Source organism: Streptomyces sp. NPDC048420, from assembly GCF_040651535.1.
GTDB lineage: Bacteria > Actinomycetota > Actinomycetes > Streptomycetales > Streptomycetaceae > Streptomyces.
On the sequence record NZ_JBEZKG010000028.1, the window covers coordinates 72,915 to 90,699 of the forward strand.

General features: G+C 71.7%; 15 protein-coding genes and 1 pseudogene. 4 read left to right on the forward strand and 12 right to left on the reverse strand.

Features of this window, described 5'->3' with window-relative positions:
- Nucleotides 1-10: 10 nt before the first annotated feature.
- Complete coding sequence (locus AB0D34_RS38655; RefSeq protein WP_362670693.1) at nt 11-1,222, forward strand: MFS transporter; 1,212 nt, start codon at nt 11-13, stop codon at nt 1,220-1,222.
- Between the two features lie 33 nt (nt 1,223-1,255).
- Here AB0D34_RS38655 and AB0D34_RS38660 read toward each other — a convergent pair whose 3' ends face one another.
- Complete coding sequence (locus AB0D34_RS38660; RefSeq protein ID WP_362670762.1) at nt 1,256-2,386, reverse strand: glycoside hydrolase family 6 protein; 1,131 nt, start codon at nt 2,384-2,386, stop codon at nt 1,256-1,258.
- Between the two features lie 172 nt (nt 2,387-2,558).
- Between AB0D34_RS38660 and AB0D34_RS38665 the strand changes: the two genes are divergently transcribed.
- Both AB0D34_RS38665 and AB0D34_RS38670 read left to right on the forward strand, forming a co-directional pair.
- Nucleotides 2,559-3,245 carry a DUF5995 family protein gene (locus tag AB0D34_RS38665; protein ID WP_362670694.1) on the forward strand — a complete coding sequence of 229 codons (687 nt, stop codon included), beginning with the start codon at nt 2,559-2,561 and terminating at the stop codon, nt 3,243-3,245.
- Nucleotides 3,246-3,318: 73 nt separating this feature from the next.
- Entirely contained in the window at nt 3,319-4,251 is a 933-nt protein-coding gene (locus tag AB0D34_RS38670) for an LLM class F420-dependent oxidoreductase (RefSeq protein ID WP_362670696.1), read from the forward strand.
- A 65-nt stretch (nt 4,252-4,316) separates the two neighbouring features.
- On the opposite strand, the pseudogene AB0D34_RS38675 reads toward AB0D34_RS38670, so the two are convergent.
- The 9 genes and pseudogenes from AB0D34_RS38675 to AB0D34_RS38715 all read right to left on the reverse strand — a co-directional run.
- Nucleotides 4,317-4,614: pseudogene (locus AB0D34_RS38675) on the reverse strand (NAD(P)-dependent oxidoreductase); the annotation flags it as partial.
- Between the two features lie 38 nt (nt 4,615-4,652).
- A complete protein-coding gene (locus AB0D34_RS38680; RefSeq protein WP_362670698.1) occupies nt 4,653-6,350 on the reverse strand; it encodes an NAD(P)/FAD-dependent oxidoreductase in 1,698 nt (565 codons plus the stop codon).
- Nucleotides 6,351-6,382: 32 nt separating this feature from the next.
- Nucleotides 6,383-7,171, reverse strand: coding sequence for a carbon-nitrogen hydrolase family protein (locus tag AB0D34_RS38685; protein WP_362670700.1), 789 nt, complete (start codon nt 7,169-7,171; stop codon nt 6,383-6,385).
- An 800-nt stretch (nt 7,172-7,971) separates the two neighbouring features.
- Nucleotides 7,972-9,159 (reverse strand): MFS transporter, encoded by a 1,188-nt coding sequence (locus tag AB0D34_RS38690; RefSeq protein ID WP_362670703.1) that lies wholly within the window; start codon nt 9,157-9,159, stop codon nt 7,972-7,974.
- Between the two features lie 105 nt (nt 9,160-9,264).
- Complete coding sequence (locus AB0D34_RS38695) at nt 9,265-10,701, reverse strand: HAD-IA family hydrolase (RefSeq protein ID WP_362670706.1); 1,437 nt, start codon at nt 10,699-10,701, stop codon at nt 9,265-9,267.
- Between the two features lie 41 nt (nt 10,702-10,742).
- Nucleotides 10,743-11,834 (reverse strand): ABC transporter ATP-binding protein, encoded by a 1,092-nt coding sequence (locus AB0D34_RS38700; protein WP_362670708.1) that lies wholly within the window; start codon nt 11,832-11,834, stop codon nt 10,743-10,745.
- Nucleotides 11,831-12,661, reverse strand: a complete 831-nt coding sequence (locus tag AB0D34_RS38705; RefSeq protein WP_362670711.1) for an ABC transporter permease subunit — start codon at nt 12,659-12,661, stop codon at nt 11,831-11,833. The genes AB0D34_RS38700 and AB0D34_RS38705 overlap by 4 nt, the downstream gene beginning before the upstream one ends.
- Nucleotides 12,649-13,545 (reverse strand): ABC transporter permease subunit, encoded by an 897-nt coding sequence (locus AB0D34_RS38710; RefSeq protein ID WP_362670714.1) that lies wholly within the window; start codon nt 13,543-13,545, stop codon nt 12,649-12,651. Before AB0D34_RS38710 ends, AB0D34_RS38705 begins: the two co-directional genes overlap by 13 nt.
- The gene (locus AB0D34_RS38715; protein ID WP_362670717.1) at nt 13,542-14,696 is read right to left on the reverse strand and encodes an extracellular solute-binding protein; all 1,155 of its coding nucleotides are present in this window, start codon (nt 14,694-14,696) and stop codon (nt 13,542-13,544) included. The genes AB0D34_RS38710 and AB0D34_RS38715 overlap by 4 nt, the downstream gene beginning before the upstream one ends.
- A gap of 215 nt (nt 14,697-14,911) precedes the next feature.
- On the opposite strand from AB0D34_RS38715, the gene AB0D34_RS38720 reads away from it, so the two are divergent.
- A complete protein-coding gene (locus AB0D34_RS38720) occupies nt 14,912-15,652 on the forward strand; it encodes a GntR family transcriptional regulator (protein ID WP_362670719.1) in 741 nt (246 codons plus the stop codon).
- Nucleotides 15,653-15,833: 181 nt separating this feature from the next.
- Here the strand turns inward: AB0D34_RS38720 and AB0D34_RS38725 are convergent, their stop codons facing one another.
- Together AB0D34_RS38725 and AB0D34_RS38730 are read right to left on the reverse strand one after the other, a co-directional pair.
- Nucleotides 15,834-16,286: an Lrp/AsnC family transcriptional regulator gene (locus AB0D34_RS38725; RefSeq protein WP_362670721.1), complete on the reverse strand. Its 453-nt coding sequence runs from the start codon at nt 16,284-16,286 to the stop codon at nt 15,834-15,836.
- 10 nt (nt 16,287-16,296) lie between these two features.
- On the reverse strand, nt 16,297-17,754 hold the full coding sequence (locus tag AB0D34_RS38730; RefSeq protein ID WP_362670723.1) for an amino acid permease: 1,458 nt from the start codon (nt 17,752-17,754) through the stop codon (nt 16,297-16,299).
- Nucleotides 17,755-17,785 lie beyond the last annotated feature (31 nt).

Consider the following 17,785-nt stretch of genomic DNA (forward strand, 5'->3'; position numbering starts at 1 on the left):
GGGCCCGAGAATGAGCGATGTGGTTCAGGCGTCGGCAGAGGTACGGCGGGCCCGGTACGCGGTGGCCGCCGTGTTCGCCGTGCACGGGGCCGTGACCGGCTCGTTCGCCACGCGGGTGCCGTGGATCCAGGACCATTCCTCGGTGAGCGCCGGGCAGTTGGGGCTCGCGCTCGCCTTTCCCGCGCTCGGCGCGTCCGTGGCCATGCCGCTGGCGGGCAGTGTCAGCCACCGGTTCGGCGCCCGGAACGCCCTGCGTGGCCTGATCAGCCTGTGGACGCTGGCCCTGGTCCTGCCCTCCCTCGCCCCGAACCTCCTCACGCTCTGCCTGGCCCTCTTCGTCTACGGAGCCACGGCCGGAATGGCGGACGTGGCGATGAACGCGCTCGGCGTCGAGATCGAGAACCGCCTGGGCCGCTCGATCATGTCCGGGCTGCACGGCATGTGGAGCGCGGGTGCCCTGGTCGGCTCGGCGGCCGGCACGCTCGCCGCGCACCTGGGTTCGGACGCCCGGCTGCACCACGCGCTCGCGTCGGTCACCCTCACCCTGCTCGGCCTGCTGTTCTGCCGGTGGGTGCTGGACCTGCAGCCCACCGAGGACGAGGAGCCACCGCCCCGGTTCGCGCTGCCGCCGAAGTCGGCGCTGCTCATCGGCGCGGTCGGGTTCTGCGCGGTGTTCGCGGAGGGCGCGAGCCTGGACTGGTCGGCGGTCTATCTGCGGGACCAGTTGGAGACCTCGGCCGGGCTCGCGGCCGCGTGCACCACCGGTTTCACCTTCACCATGGCGGTCGCCCGGCTCGTCGGCGACCGGATCGTGGACCGCTTCGGTGCGGTGCGTACGGTCCGGGCGAGCGGGACGCTGGCCGTGCTCGGCGGGCTGCTCATCGTCGTCGCCGACCATCCTGCCGTGGCGATGGGCGGGTTCGCGCTGATGGGGCTCGGCATCGCGGTGGTCGTGCCGCTGTGCTTCGCCGCCGCGGGCCGCAGCGGGTCCAACCCCAGTCTGGCGATCGCCGGGGTCGCGACGATCACCTACACCTCGGGCCTGATCGCCCCGAGCGCGATCGGCACACTGGCCCAGGCCACCAGCCTGATGGTGTCGTTCGTCCTGGTGACCGTGCTGGCCGGCGGACTCGTGGCCTTCGCGGGCGTACTGCGCGCCGGTGACCGCGACCGGCCGGGGCTCAGCGCTCCGGCCCCGGCAGTTCCCGACCGGCGGTCCTGAAACAGGTCGGGGGGCGAGGGCGGGGCCGTTCGTCTAGGGCGAGGCCAGGTCATAAGCGTACGACGGACTGAACGTGCCCGGCGTGCCCTTGCAGCCGTCCGACTCGCCCGGGAGCTTCACCCACAGGTACCCGTCGACCTTCGGTTCGCCGGTGTTCAGGGTCGGGGCCCGGCCGATCTTCCGGCCGGCCGGGTCGCACCACTCGCCGTCGGGCGGGGCGCCGTTGCCGTTGCGGCTGGTGTCGATGACGGCGCCCAGGCTCGACGGTCCGCCGAGGGCCGCGAGGACCTGACGGTCGTAGGTGATCTCGGCGGACGTGGTGTGGAAGTTGGAGACGTTGCTGAAGATCCCGTCGGAGGAGGCCGCCGAGGCGGCGCCCGCCTGCTTCAGCAGGGACGCCTGCTTGGCGGCCGGGTGCCAGCCGGAGTGACCGGCGTCGTAGTACACGCGCGCCTTCGGGTTCGCGGCCTTCAGGACGCGGCCCGCACGGGCCAGGGAGTCGAAGCGGTCGGCCTTCTGGGCGGCCGAGAGGCAGTCGGACTGGGCGATCGAGTCGGGCTCCAGGACCACCACGACCTCGCCAGAACCCAGCCCCGCGGCGAACCTGTCGATCCAGGCGTCGTACGCCCCGAGGTCGGGCGCCCCGCCCTGCGAGGCGCCGCCGCAGTCGCGGTCCGGGATCGCGTACGCCACGACCACCGGGACCCGGTCCTGCGCGGCGCCGCCCGTAGTGACCGCGCGGACCCGGGAGGTGATGGTCGCGGGGGCGTAGTCGGCGAACCAGACCGCGGCCGGCCGGTCGGCGATGCGGGACTCTATGACGTCGGCGCGCCAGTCGCGCGGGTTGTCCTGCACCCAGTCGAGCACCTGGGAGGCGGGGTGGCGGTAGAGGCGGGTGGCGGCGGCGCGGGCCTTCGGCGGACTGGGGCTCGCCTTCTTGGGAGACGGTGACGCACTCGCCTTCACCGAAGGCGAGGAGGAGGCGGAGGGGTCGGAGGGGACGGCCGACTCGGACGCCGACCGTACGACGGGCGGCAGGTTCGGGCTCGGGGAGCCGCTGACGAACGCCGGTCCCGCCTCGTCGGAGCCGCCACGGTCGTCGAGCGCGGAGAGCATCCCGGTCGTGGTGCCGACGGCGACCACCACGGAGGCCGCCGCGACCATCACACCGCGGCCCATGGCACGCCTCCGGGCGGCGCGGCGCGCGGCCAGCCGCTGGGCACGTAAGCCTGACACCCTGTCGCTCCCCCCTCGCGCGGCGGGCGCGTTCCCCCGTTCTGGGGAAGCGTCGGGCCCGCCGGTACCCCGGCCAGCCTAGGACTGGGACCCTGCCGTTATGGCGCAATTGGAACAGTTCACCACTCCCCTCGACACGGTCGTCTCCCGTATGCGCGCCCTGGCCGAGGACTTGCCGGAGCGGGACGGCGTAGCGGTCTTCAACCGCGTCTACCTCGCCGTCACCGAGGCCGTCGACCGGTGCGTCGACGGGGGCCGGTTCGCGGACGCCCGGGCCGCGATCACGCTGGACGTGCGGTTCGCCGAGCGCTATCTCGCGGCGGTGGACGCGGCCGCCCGCGAGCACCGTCCGCCGGCCTGCTGGCGCCCCCTGTTCCAGTTCCGCCGTCATCCCGGCGTACGCCCCCTGCAGTTCGCGCTCGCGGGCATCAACGCGCACATCGGGCACGACCTGGCGCTCGCCGTGGTGGACACCTGTCGTAGTCTCGGCTGCGAACCCGCCGACGTGGAGGACGAGTTCGACCGCGTGGGTGATCTCCTCGTCTCGCTGGAGGAGCGCATCCGCGAAGATCTGATGCCGGGCCCCGACCTCCTCCAGATCGCCGACCCGCTCACCCACCTGCTGGGCTCCTGGAGCCTGGAGCGCGCCCGCGACGCCACCTGGACCGCGGCCCGGGCCCTGTGGGCGCTGCGCGGACTGCCCGACGTGGCCGGGGAGTTCACCGAGCGCCTGGACACCGCGGTGGGGTTCGCGGGACGCATGCTGCTCACTCCGCTGCCGGACTGAGCCAACTCCCGTGCGTCGGGGTTACGTTGGCGGGTGAACCGCTCGATGCGACCCGACGCAAAGGAGCGTACACATGGCCATCCGGCTGGGTCTGAGCCTTCCCCAAGCGCGGCAGTACGACCTCGGACGTGACGTGCCCGACGTGGCGCGCACGGCCGAGCGGATCGGTTACGAGAGTCTCTGGGTGTATGAACGCGCTCTGTTCCCCGACCCCCCGACACAGGGCCTGGGCGGCATGGAGGGAGTCCCCTGGCCCGACCAGTACCGCGGTGTCCCGGAGCCCCTGGTCACGCTGACGCTGGCCGCCGCGGCCACCGAGCGGGCCGAGCTCGGCACCAGCGTCCTGGTCGCCCCGCTGCACGGACCGTTCCAACTGGCCAAGTCCCTGGCCACGTTGGACGCGGCGAGCGGCGGCCGGGTCGTGGCGGGCCTCGGCACGGGCTGGTCGACCGACGAGTACGCGGCCGCGGGCGTGGGCCCCTTCGCCGAGCGCGGCCGGGTCCTGGACGAGATCATCGACGTGTGCCGGGCCGTCTGGGGCCCGGACCCGGTGCGCTTCGAGGGCAGTCACACCCGGATCACCTCGGCCGCCGTGGGCCCCAAACCGGCCCGCCCCATCCCGATCCTGCTGCCCTCCTACAGCAGGAAGGCGATGCTCCGGCTGGTCGACCGGGCCGACGGCTGGATGCCCATAGCCATGACCGGTGCCGAGCAACTCGCCGCTGAGTGGCGGCAGTTGCAGGACCTCGCGGCCGAGCGCGGACGCACCCGACCGCTCCGGTCGTCGGTCCGGGTCAACGCGCAGTACACCCCGAAGGCGTACGACGGCTCGGACCGGGCTCCCTTCCAGGGCAGCGTCGACCAGATCGTGGAGGATCTGGTCGCGCACGCCGGGATCGGCCTGGAGGAGTTCTTCTTCGAGCTCCAGGGCGGGATGCGGGACGCCCAGGAACTCAAGGAAGTCGCCGCCGAGCTGTTCGAGAAGGCTCGGGCCGCCGGGGTCTAGGCCCCAGGGTGACGGTGCCGGTCACAGCGACCGGCACCGTCACCCCTCGGGCGGTGGGCGGCCCGTCAGCGCAGCAGCAGGTAGACCACGCCGGTCAGGCTTTCCTCCCCGCTTCCCTCGGCCAGGCGGCGGCGCATCAACGCGAAGTAGGGGCTGAGCAGTTCCGGGCTGACGCCCTGCTGCTCGGCGGTGCTCAGGAAGGTCGGCGTGCCGGCCACCTGCATGGCGAGGGGGGAGACGACACCCTTGGTGTAGTCGCCGCTGGTCCGCAGTCTGGTGAGCGGACGGGGCCATCGCGACGAGCCAGTCGGCGAGCAGCGGGGCGAGCGAGGCGGGGTCGATGTCCTCCGTGCGGATCACGGCCGGTCGTCCGTGGACGCGATCCGCTTGGGCGACGGCTCCTAGTCCTCGGGAAGTTCCACCGGCGCGATCTCCTCGTACACATCCCCCGGGCCCGGGTTGGTCGCGTCGGTCTCGCCGCCGAAGTGGTGCATGACACCCCAGACCGCGTTCAGAGCGGTCTGGATCGCGCCCTCGGCCCAGCCGGCCGTCCAGGAGATGTCGTCACCGGCGAGGAAGATGCCCCGCTTGTCCTCGGGCAGCCCGTCCTGCATGAAGTGGGTGAACAGGCGCCGCTGGTAGCGGTAGTGGCCGGGCAGGTTGGCCTTGAACGCGCCCATGAAGTAGGGCTCGTTCTCCCAGGAGACGGTCACCGGGTTGCCGATGACGTGCTTCCTGATGTCGACCTTGGGATAGATCTCGCCGAGCGACTTCAGCATGACCTCCATCCGCTCGTTCGCGGAGAGCGGGAGCCACTTCAGACTGTCGTCGCACCAGGTGTAGGAGAGGCAGATCACGGCGGGCTTCTCGGGGCCGTCGTCGAGGAGGTAAGTACCGCGCGTCATACGGTCGGTGAGCGTCATCGACATCACGTCCCGGCCCGTCTCCTCGTCCTTGTCCAGCCAGAACGGCCGGTCGACCGGGACGAACAGCTTGCTCGACTCCATGTAGTGAGTGCGCTCGATCGCCGTCCAGTGGTCGATCGGGAAGAGCGAGTCGTCGCAGGCGATCTTGGAGAGCAGCATCCAGGACTGGGCGGTGAAGACGGCCGCCTCATACGTACGGATGTCCCCCCTGGCGTCCGTCACGGTGATCCGGTTGCCGGCCGTGCGGTGCAGCCGGGTGACCGCCGGGCGGGGCTCGCCGTCCTCGTGCAGCTTCGCCAGCGAGGTCCCGTACGCCCAGTGCACGATCTTCTCCGGCTCGCGCTCCCAGAGCCTGAGCGGCAGTTGCTGCGAACCGCCCACGATCCCGCGGTGGTGGTCGTCGGCCTCGGTGTACACGACCCGCAGGATCTCCAGGATGGAGTTCGGGAAGTCGGTGTCCCAGCCGCCGGTGCCGAAGCCGACCTGGCCGAAGATCTCGCGGTGCCGGAAGGACCGGAACGCCTCGGAGTCGCAGAGGAAGCCGTAGAAGGTCTGGTTGTCGAGCCTCTCCACGAGCCGTGCCCAGATCTCCCGGATGCGCGGTACGTCCCGTGCGCGCAGGGCGCGGTTCATGTCGGTGAAGTCGGCCCCCTCTTCGAGGCACTTGCCCCAGGCCTCGGCGACATCGCGGTAGACCTGCGGGAGGTCGGCGATCGTCTCGGCGTAGTGGGACTCGCCCTTGAGGTCGACGACGGTCGAAGGGGTCGCCTCCGCAAGAGGGTTGGGGAAGGGGCGGGTCTCCAGGCCGACGAGGTCGATGTAGTGCTGGAGGGCCGTGGAGGAGGGCGGGAAGCGCATCGCGCCCATCTCCGCGGTCAGCGAGGGGTCGCAGCCCTCGAAGCCCACGGTCCGCAGCCGTCCGCCGATCCGGTCGGCCTCGTACACGACCGGCCTGAGGCCCATCTTCATCAGCTCGTACGCGGCCACGATCCCGGAGAGACCGCCGCCGATCACCGCGACCTCGGTGCCGTGCTCGGTGGCCGGTATCTGGCCGAGACCGGCCGGGTGGGCGAGGAAGTCGTCGTAGGCGTACGGGAAGTCCGGCCCGAACATGGTGATCGGCGGCTGCTGCTCGTCTGCGTGCTCGACGGCGTTGGGCACGGTGGACGTCATGGGGTACGAACTCCTTGAAGCAATGGGGTGGTTCAGACGAGGGACCCGTAGAGACCGGGGCGGCGGTCCCGCAGATACGGGTTGGCCTCGCGGGAGGCGGCGAGGAGGACGGGGTCGGCGTCGGCGAACACCAGCTCCTCACCGCGTCCGGCGCGGGCGCGGGCCACTCCGTCGGGGCCGGCCAGTGTGGAGAGCCCGACGAAGTCGAACTCCCCTTCTTGGCCTACCCGGTTGACGTAGGCGACGTACATCTGGCTCTCCCAGGCACGCACCGGCACGAGGGACTCGGCGACGAACTGGAACGGGTGCATCTGGGCCGTCGGCACCAGCAGCAGGTCCGTTCCGGCGAGGGCGTGGGCGCGGACGTTCTCCGGGAACTCGACGTCGTAGCAGATCATGAGGCCGACGGTCAGTCCGCCCAACTCGGCCTGGACGACCGGCTGTTCGCCCAGTGTGAAGTGGTCGCGCTCGAAGCAGCCGAAGAGGTGGGTCTTGCGGTAGCCGGCGAGCCGGTCGCCGTCGGCGGAGATCAGCTGGACCGCGTTGTACACGTGGTCGCCGGACCGCTCGGGATACCCGTAGGCGATCGCGAGACCGTGCCGGAAGGCGATCTCCGCGACCGCGTCCGCGCCCTCCCCGTCGGCCGCCTCGGCGAGGCGGGCGATGTCGTCGCCGATCGCGTACCCGGTGAGGAACATCTCCGGTGCGGTCAGCAACGCGGCGCCCGCGGCGGCGGCCCGGCCCGCGGCCTCGTCGAGGACCTTGAGGTTCCCCTCGACGGAGCCGGGTCGTCCGGAGCTCTGGAGCAGGGCGGTGCGCATGCGGGATCCTCACCGGGCGGAAGGTGGATGTGGGGGCCGCGAAGGGGCCATGTAGACGGTACGGGCGGCTCACCAGGGCCGACAAGGAGAAGCCGTTGCGCGTCGGTAAGCGGTTTGTTGCGTGTAGCAGCGGCTGGACGGCGATTCGTTGCGTGCGACTGCGCTTTCGTCGCGTACGGCTGCGCTTCCGTCGCGTACGGCTCGGGACACGCCCACGCGCTGGTGTGCCCCGCCGCGATTCGCCGCGCGCGCTTCCGACGCGCCCTGTCACACCGCCGACCAACCCCACGCCCCCACCGCGACCGGACTCCCCCGCCCGCCCCACGGCGCACGCCCACCACGCCGCCCGAAACTGCTGCCCGCCCCACGCGGCCAGGCCCCCCTCCCACAATTCGCCGCACGCCACCAACACGCCCCCTCGCGCCGCCGAACAACCCCACGCCCCCCACCACGACCGAACTCCCCCGCCCGCCCCACCGCACACGCCCCCAGGGCGCGGTATTCGGTGGCCCGGACGGCCTGCGGGCGGACAGCACGGCCCGGTCGAGCATGCCCACCACGCGACCCGAAACTGCTGCCCGCGCCAACGCACCCCTCCCCACGCGGCCGGGCCCCCTCCCACAACTCGCCGCACGCCACCAACACGCCCCCTCGCGCCGCCAACCAACCCCACGCCCCCGCCGCGACCGGCCTCCCCCACGCGACCCGAGTCAGCTCCTGCCCGCCCCACCGCACAACCTCCTACCGCCCGCCCGGCCACCTCCACCCCCGCAACAGGAACCCGGCCCACCGCGATGTCCTCAGGCCCGGCGCCCCCGCCGCCCCAGCACCACCGCCGTCACCAGATACGGCACGGACAGGATCACGAACACCGTGCTGTGCGCCATCGACGTGCCGAGCAGCGTGTACACCCCGAACACGGCCACCGTGACCAGCTCCGTCCCCAGGCTCGCCACCGAGGTCAGCGTGGCCCGGCGGGCGTCGTCGATGCGGTGTTGGAGGCGGACGTCGGCGAGGACCTCGGCCAGTTGGAAGCCGGCGAAGGCGAGGCCCACGAGGGCGATGCCGGCCGGGGTGCGGACCCCGGCGCCGACGGCCAGGGCGAGCGCGCCGCCCGCGATCAGGACGGCGAGGCCCCGGGTGCCGAGGCGCTCGGCGGGCCCGGCGAACAGACTGCCGACGGTCACCGTCGCCCAGACCAGCAGGACCAGGTAGGGCACGGTCTCCTCGGCCACGCCCAGGTCGCGGATCAGCAGCGAGGTGTACTCGTCGAGCGCGCCCCACACCGCGGCGACGGCCGGGATCAGCAGGAGCGCCCCCTGAACGGCCCTGTCACCGCGGACCTCGGCGATGCCGGCCCGCAGAGTCGCCGTCCAGCTCGTGTGGCCCTTCTCGGCAGGCACCCGGTGTTCCGGCAGCCGGGTTGCCGTCAGCGCGGCCAGCAGACAGGCCAGGACGCTCGCGGCGCCCACGGCCGGGTAGCCGCCGAGCGCGAGGACCGGTCCGGCGAGCCCCATCGCGGCAACCGTGGCCAGCAGCCGTGCCGCGCGGGTCCGGCCCATCACGGACGCGTACCGGTCGGCGACCCCGAGCCGCTCCATCTCGTCGTAGACCAACGCCTCCAGCGAGCCGGAACCGAGCGCTCCGCCCGCGCCCCACAGCACGAACCCTGCCGCGAAGGCCCCGTACGACGGCACGGTCACCCACAGGGCGAAGCCGACCGCGGTCAGCAGCGGACCGATCCACAGCAGCAGCCGACGCGACACGGCGTCGGCCAGGGCGCCCGAGGGCACCTCGAGGACGACGGCCGTGACCGACCACAGCGCGAACAGCGAGGAGATCTGCCAGAGCGGCAGACCGGTATCCGCGAACAGCAGCGCGTACACCGGGTAGAGCAGGACGAGGTCGTCGAGGAACGCGTAGCCGTACAACGTGGTCGTCAGCCGGCGGACGCCGGTCGCGGGCACACGTGTGGGTGAGAGTGTCATGAGGCCTTCCCGGAAGGGCGGTTCGGACGTCGTGGGTACGGCGTCCGAGGCGGCCCTCGGGAGGCACGGCTGGTGGATCAATGTCGCCAGGTCATGGCACCGATGTTAGGCACTTCCGGGCCCGCTGCCCAGCGAGAATGTGGTGATCACGGCGGCGTGGTCGGAGGGCCAGTCGTTGTCCTCGACATCCGGCCAGGTCCGGGGCGTGCCGCAGACGTACGTCCGGGAGTCGAGGACCGTGAGCCCCCGGTGCAGGACGAAGTCGATCCGGTCCTGCGGCTCCGGGTGGGCGTGCACCGGCGACCAGGTGTGCCCCGGGTCCCGTACGGCATCGGGGCGGGCCTGCCGGAAGGAGTCCGCGAAGCCCGCCTCCTCCGCCGCCTTGGTCACCGGCCACTCGACGCCCGGCCAGTCCAGGTGGGAGGGGCAGTTGAAGTCACCGACGAGGACGACGGGCGCCACGTCCCCGATCCGGCGCAGGGTGTCCCGCAGCTGACCGAGCCGCACCTCCTCGTGGGCGAGACGGGCGAGCGGCTCGGACGCGTAGGGCCCGTACCGCTCGTAGTCGAGGTGGACCGTCCATACCTCGACTTCCTCGTCCCCTACGGCGATCCGCGCGCCGGCCGCCCCGTAGAACCCGACGTCCGGGTCGCCGAGCACGGCCGTGACGGGGAACCGGCTGATGATGCCGAGGTTCGTCCCGGCACGGTGGTGGTGCCAGCCGAGCGCCTCGGCGATTTCCTCGGCGGCACCGCCGTACGTCTCCTGGAGCCCGACCACGTCCACGTCGGTCTCGGCGATGACCTTGAGCTGCTTGGCGCGGTGGTCGTGGACCTTGGTGCCGCCGTACCAGAGGTTCCAGGTCATGACGCGGAGCCGGCGCGGCAGCAGGGCGCGCAACGTGGCCGGGGTGACGGTCTCCAGGCTGGCCTCGACGGCCCGGCCGGGCGCCGCCTCGATGGGTGCGAGGGAGGGCACGGCGAGCACCGCGCAGCCCGCCGCCTCGGCGGAGGCGACGCCGGTCTCGGTGTCCTCGACGGCCACGCAGGCGGCGGGGTCGGCGTCGAGGGCGCGGCAGGCGGCGAGGTAGGGGTCGGGGGCGGGCTTGGTGTGCTCGGTGTCGTCGGCTGTGACCGAGACGGCGAAGCGGTGCGCGCCGAGGACGTCGAGCACGGTGTCGGCCACGGACCGGGGCGAGGCGGTCACCAGGGCGGTCGGCACGTCCTCGCGGGCCAGTGCGTCGAGCAGCGCGAGGGCGCCGGGGCGGGGCACGACACCGGTGCGTACGCGGTCGGCGAACTCGCGGTGCAGCGTGTCGGCGAGTTCCTGCGCGGGAGTGCCCGTGGCCGCGCCCAGCCAGGCGGCGGTGTGCTCGACCGGTCTGCCGAGCACATCGGGCCGGTCCGCCTCGGTCAGCGCGCGCCCCGCGACCTGTTCCACCGCCTCCCACCACAGCCGTTCGGTGTCGACGAGCGTGCCGTCCATGTCGAACAGGACGGCCGCCAACGAGGCGCCGGAGACGCGACGCGCTGGGCCTTTCACGGAAACCTTCTCTTTCATCGTCAACGGACCGACAGGGGTGGTCACTTGGCGGCGCGTCCCACCACCAGGACCTCCTGGTCCGGGAGACCGACGGCGACCGGGGTGCCGACGGGGAGCTCGCCGGCGCGCCGGGTGGCCACGTCGGCCTTGACCTCCACGCCGTCCGGCAGCCGTACCGTGACGCGGGTGGTCGCGCCCAGGAAGGCGGTGGCGACCACCCGTGCCCCGGCGTCCGGATCGGGGGTGACGTCCACCCCTTCCGGGCGCAGCAGCACGTCGACGTCCGCGCCCGCGGTGAGGCCCTCGCCGGTCGCGGGGAGCCGCCGCCCCAGCACCTCGACGGTGTCCCGCGCCGCCATGACCCCGGCGATCCGGCTCGTCGTCCCGACGAACTCGGCGACGAAGGCGGTGGCGGGGCGGGAGTACAGCTCGGTGGGCGTGGAGCACTGCTCGACCCGGCCGGCCCGCATCACGGCGACCCGGTCCGCCGTCGACAGGGCTTCCTCCTGGTCGTGCGTGATGAACAGGGTGGTGATGCCCAGTTCCTGCTGGAGGCGGCGGATCTCCTCGCGCAGGGTGGTACGCACCTTGGCGTCCAGCGCCGACAGCGGCTCGTCGAGCAGCAGGACCCGCGGGCGCAGGGCGAGCGCCCGGGCGAGCGCGACCCGCTGCTGCTGACCGCCGGAGAGCTGGTGCGGGAACCGCTCGGCCTTGTCGGCGAGCCCGACCAGCTCCAGCAACTCGGCGGCACGCGCCCGCCGTTCACCCGTGGCCACCTTCCGCATGCGCAGCCCGAAGGCCACGTTGTCCAGCGCGTTCAGATGGGGGAAGAGGCTGTACGACTGGAAGACCATCCCGGCGTCGCGTCGGTGGGCCGGAACACCGGTGACGTCCTGCCCGTCGACCAGCACCGCGCCCGAGTCGGGCGCCTCGAAGCCCGCGAGCATGCGCAGCGCGGTCGTCTTGCCGCAGCCGGACGGGCCGAGCAGGGCGAGCAGTTCGCCCGGCCGGACGGTCAGGTCGAGACCGTCGAGGGCGACCGTCGCCCCGAACCGGCGGTGCAGACCACGGAACTCGACGGTGGCGGCACCGTCCCGGACGGACTTGTCGTTCTCGGGGACCGTGAGAGTCATGGCGTTGTCATCCCTTGGGAGACGGTACGGGAGGGAGTTCGCCGACGGCTCAGGGCGGCGAGGGCCAGCAGCATCACCCAGGTGACGAGGAGGCTGAGCACGGACACGGCGACGGACATCTGCGCCTGGGAGCCGGAGATGTCGACGATCCACACCGCGAAGGGCTGGAAGCCCAGCAGGTGGGCGACGGTGTACTCGCCGAGCACCAGGGCGAGGGTGAGGAAGGAGGCGTTGAGCAGCGCACCGCGCAGGTTCGGCAGTACCGCCCGCAGCAGCGCCTGGGTCTGGTTCGCACCGCAGCTGCGGGCGGCCTCGACGAGGGTGGGCACGTCGATCGCGCGCAGCCCCGCGTCCAGGGCCCGGTACACGAACGGCAGGGCCATCACGACGTAGGCCAGAACGAGGACGAAGGGGAAGTCCGGGTTCTGGATGGCCACCATCGTCTCGAAGAACGGGGTCCGGGAGAGGTACTCGGGGCCCCACTTGAGGACCGTGCTGATTCCGGCGACGAACGCGATGGGCGGCACGACCAGCGGCAGCGAGCAGACCACCTCGACGACCGGCCGCAGCCGGGGCGCGCCCAGCCGCAGCGCCACCATCGCGGGCACCATGAGCAGCAGCACCAGGGCGATGGTGGCGGCGGCCAGTTCGAGGGCCAGCACGAGACTGTGCACGAAGCCGCCGGTGCCGACGATCTGGCTGTAGGCGTCGAAGGTGATCTCGTCGTTCACGTCGACGGAGAAGATCACGGACGCGCCGAGCGGTACGAGGAAGTAGAGACCGGCGAGGACGAACACGCCCCATCGCCACATGTTCAGGCGAGCCATCGCGCGCTCCGTCGTTGCAGGGGCAGGTAGACCGCCATCACCAGGCCCGCGACCAGCACCATGTCGAGGCTGAGGGCGAGTGCCACGTTCTCCTGTCCGACCAGGACGTTGCCGGAGAGGGCGTCGGCGATCTGGAGGGTGACCAGCGGAACGGAGCTGCCGACCATCGCCGCGGCGGTGGCGTAGGCGGCGAACGCGCTGCCGAAGAGCAGCACGAAACCGCCGAGCAGGGACGGCGTGAGCACCGGAAGGGCCACGTGCCGCCAGTACTGGGTGTGGGTGGCGCCGTTGTTCTGGGCGGCCTCACGCCACTGGGTGCGCAGCCCCTCCAGGGCCGGGGTGATGGTGAGGACCATCAGCGGGATGAGGAAGTACAGGTAGACCAGGGTCAGGCCCCAGAAGCTGTAGAGGTCCCAGCCCGCGTCCCTCAGGCCGAGGTGCTGGGTGAGCACACCGGCGTTGCCGAGGGTGGCGACGAAGGCGAACGCGAGCGGCACACCGCCGAAGTTGGCCAGCACCCCGGAGGCGGTCAGCACGGCCTCGCGCAGCGCCCGGAACCGGGAGGTCACCACGGCCTGCGCCAGGAAGAGACCGAGCACGGTCGCGAGGGCGGCGGAGAGGGCGGACAGCTTGACACTGCCGAGCAGGGCCGTCAGGTAGGCGCCCTGCAGGGAGTCGGTCAGGTTCGCCATGGAGTACGAAGTGGCGCCCGTGGCCTGGTCCTTGACCGTGAAGGCACCGTTCAGCATGGCCAGCGCCGGGATGCCGAAGGCGATCGCGGTGACGACGAGCAGCGGGACGACGGCGAGCCCGCCGGGCGCACGACGCCGCCGCCGCACCGCGGCGGCGGACGCCGTGTCGACCCTCGGGAGGGTGGAGGTCATCCGGAGATCGCCTTCGCCCAGCCCTCGGCGATGGCCGTCTTGGCCTTGTCCTGCTGGGCCTCGGTCGGGAACTTGGGCGTTCCGGTGACCTCGGGCAGCTTGGCCGCGGCGGCCTTGTCGAGGGTGCCGGCCTTCTCCATGGCGGTCATCAGGGCGGGGCGGGCGTACCCCTTGAGCCAGAGATTCTGGCCCTCGGTGCTGTAGAGGTACTCCTGCCACAGACGGGCGGCCGCCGGGTGCGGGGCGTCCTTGTTGACGGCCTGGGAGTAGTACTGCGAGAACTGGCCGTCGCTCGGCACCGACACCTTCCAGTCGACGCCCTTGGACTTGAACTCGTCGGCGTACCCCGCGTTCAGGTAGTCCCAGTCGATGCTGATCGGCGTCTCGCCCTTCTCGACGGTGGCCGGCGTCGACTCGACGGGCGTGTAGTTGCCGTTCTTCTTCAGCTTGGCGAAGAAGTCGAGGCCGGGCTGGATGTCGGCGAAGGAGCCGCCGCTGGCGAGCGAGGCCGCGTAGACGCCGCCGAAGGCCGAACCGGACTTGGTGGGGTTGCCGTTGAGGGCGACCTGGCCCTTGTACTGCGGCTTGAGCAGGTCGGCGAAGGTGGTGGGGCAGGTCTTGACCCGCTTGGCGTCGCAGCCGATGGAGATGTAGCCGCCGTAGTCGTTGTACCAGCGGGCCTGCGCGTCCTTCTGCCCGGTCGGGATGTCGTCGTACGACGCCACCTTGTACGGCGCGAGCAGGCCCTGCTGGGCGGCGCTGAGCGCAAAGGAGCTGCCGAGGTCGAGCACGTCGGGGGCGCGGTCCTGGCCTTTCCTGGACGTCACGGCGTTGATCTCGTCCTGGCTGGAGCCGTCGGGGTTCTCGACGGAGATCTTGATGCCGTACTTCTTCTGGAAGCCGTCGATGAGGGCGCCGTAGTTGGCCCAGTCGCGGGGCAGCGCGATGGCGTTGAGCGTGCCCTCCTTCTTCGCCGCGGCGACCAGCTTGTCCATCCCGCCGAAGTCGGCGGCGGAGGTGGCGGTGGCGGCGTTCTTGCCGTCGGCGGTGGTGGACGCTGTGTCGGGGGCGGCGCCACAGGCGCTCAGGGCGAGGGCGGCGAGGGTGGCGAGGACGCCGAGGGCGGCTGTTCTCGGCAGGGACACGGTCACGGCTTCTCCAGGGGACGCGCGAGGGTGCAGGAGCCAAAGGGAGAGAACTTGTCTGAACAAGTTGGCCCCAGTAAGGCCGCCGCTGGTGTCACGCTCGTAAACACTGGCGAAACACCGGCCCCTGAATTCCCGCACAATCCGGTGCCTTCCAGCACCCCGCCAAATGTCGACTAGGCTGGTCACGCTGTGCACAGCGATCGACTCAGAGGGGAAGCATGGCGGCGCGACACGAGGAGATCGCCGACGAGCTGCGCCGGGCGATCGACCGCGAGGAGTACACCGTCGGCAGTCTGCTGCCCGCCGAGACGGAGCTCGCGGCGCAGTACGGCGTCTCCCGCGGCACGGTCCGGCAGGCGGTCGCGACGCTGACGTCCGAGGGGCTCATCGGCTCCCGCCAGGGCGCCCGCCGCGTGGTCCTCGCCAGCCGCCGCAGCCAGAGCTTCTCCGAACTGCGCAGCTTCGCCGAGTGGGCGCGCGCGATGGGGCGCGAGGCGACCGGGCAGGTCGTGGCCCAGGAGTACCGGCCGGCCACGAAGGAGGACTCGGTCCGCCTCCAACTTCCCTTCGGCACCCCGGTGTTGCACGTCCTGAGGGTGCGCGGCCTGGACGGCGAACCGGTGCTGCTGGAGCGGACGGTGTACGCCGACTGGATCTCCCCGACCGTCGAGGCCATCGAGCCGGAGTGCCCTTCGGTCACCCAACGCCTGTACGACGACACGGGGTTGGTCTTCGCCTACGGGGAGCACGTCATCGACGCGGTGGCGGCCGGGGCACGGGACGCGGAACTGCTGGAGGTCCGTCGGACCAGCCCCCTCCTGCGGGTCCGCCGGGTGACCACGACCCGCGAGGGCCGCCCGGTGGAGTGGTCCGACGACCGCTACCGCTCGGACGCGGTGAGCTTCAGCGTGCACAACTCGATCGGGAACAACGCGCTGGCGCGGAAGACCGCGGAATAGGGGGGATCGGTCGAGTGCCGGGTGCGGGTGCGTCGTGGCTGGTCGCGCACTTCCCCGCGTCCCTTGGGCGGAACCAGGTGACGTCTTTCAGGGGCGCGGGCTGTGCCGATCTGCGGCTCAGCCGCGCGGGCGCGACCAGCCCCCACCGGCCCGCAGCCGGCGTACACCCGCACACCACCCGTTACCCGGGCGCCCCCGAAGAGAACCTCCGCAGCAAGGGCGACAGCACCAGCACCGACTTGGTCCGCTCGACGAAGGGCTCCCCCGCGATCCGCTCCAGGACCCGTTCGAAGTGCCTCATGTCGGAGGCGAAGACCTGTACGACCGCGTCGGCCTCGCCGGTGACGGTGGAGGCGGCCACGACCTCCTGGTAGCGCTCCAGACCCCGCTGGATGGTCTCCGGGGAGGTGTTGCGCCGGCAGTAGATCTCGACGAACCCCTCGGTCTCCCAGCCGAGGGCCGCCGGGTCCACCCGTACGGTGAATCCGGTGATGGCCCCGGTGGCGCGCAGCCGGTCCACGCGCCGTTTCACGGCGGGCGCGGAGAGACCGACGATCTGCCCGATGTCCGCGTAGGAGCGGCGGGCGTCCTCGGCGAGGGCGTGCACGATGCGTTCGTCGAGATCGTTCAGCACGGTGGGTGGATCAGCCTTCGGATGGTGCGAGTCGGGAACGGCGATGGCCGTACCCGAAGTAGAACACGAGCCCCACGGCCATCCAGACCCCGAAGACCACCCAGGTGACGGCGGACAGGCTGCCCATCATCCACACGCAGAAGCCGAAGCCCAGCGCCGGGAAGACCGGGGAGAGCGGGACGCGGAAGGTGCGGGGCATGTCGGGGCGGGTCCGGCGCAGCACCACCACGGCGATGTTGACCAGGGCGAAGGCGAAGAGCGTGCCGATGCTGGTGGCGTCGGCGAGCTGCCCCAGCGGGATCGCCGCGGCCAGCACCCCGCAGAACAGGGACACGATCACCGTGTTGGCCCGGGGCGCGCCGGTCTTCGGGTGGACGCGACCGAACACCTTCGGTACGAGTCCGTCCCGGGACATCGCGAAGAGGATGCGGGTCTGGCCGTAGAGCACGGTCAGGACGACGCTCGCGATGGCGATGACCGCGCAGAACGCCAGCAGGGTGCCCCAGAAGCTCTGCCCGGTGACCTCCCGCATGATCTGGGCGAGCGCGGCCTCCGAGTCGTTGAAGTGCTGCCACGGCTTCGCACCGACGGCGACGGCCGCGACGAGGACGTACAGGGCCGTCACGATGACCAGCGACAGCATGATCGCGCGCGGCAGGTCGCGCTGGGCGTTCTTCGCCTCCTCGCCGGCCGTGGAGGCCGCGTCGAAGCCGATGTACGAGAAGAACAGCGTGGCACCGGCCGCGCTCACGCCCGCCATCCCGAGCGGCATGAAGTGCTCGTAGTTCCCGGAGCGGAAGCCCTGGACGCCGATCGCGCAGAACAGCACCAGCGCGGCGATCTTCACGACCACCATGACGGTGTTGGCGCGGGCGGACTCACGCGCGCCGCCCAGCAGGAACGCCATCGCGAGCAGTACGACGATCAGGGCAGGCAGGTTGAAGACGCCACCGTCGCCGGGCGGCGCGGACAGGGCGTCCGGGATGGTGACGCCGATGGTCCCGTCGAGCAGCTCGTTCAGGTACTCGCCCCAGCCGACGGCCACCGCGGCGACCGAGACGCCGTACTCCAGGACCAGACACCAGCCGCAGATCCAGGCGATCAGCTCGCCCATGGTTGCGTATGCGTACGAGTACGAGGAGCCGGAGACCGGGATGGTGCCGGCCAGCTCGGCGTAGGAGAGAGCCGAGAACAGAGCGGTGAGACCGGCGATCACGAAGGAGAGGGTGACAGCGGGACCGGCCTTGGGGACCGCCTCGCCGAGGACGACGAAGATGCCGGTGCCGAGGGTGGCGCCGATGCTGATCATCGTCAGCTGCCACAGCCCCAGGGAGCGCCGCAGCGAGCCCCCCTCGCCCTGACCGCCCTCGGCGACCAGGCGTTCCACGGGTTTGCGCCGCATCAGGCGCGCGCCGAGCCCCGTCGCCTGTGGTGTGCGCTGTTGCGCGGGTGCGCCTTGGTCGAGCACGCGCTGACTCCTTCGTCGCTGCAGGTGAGTA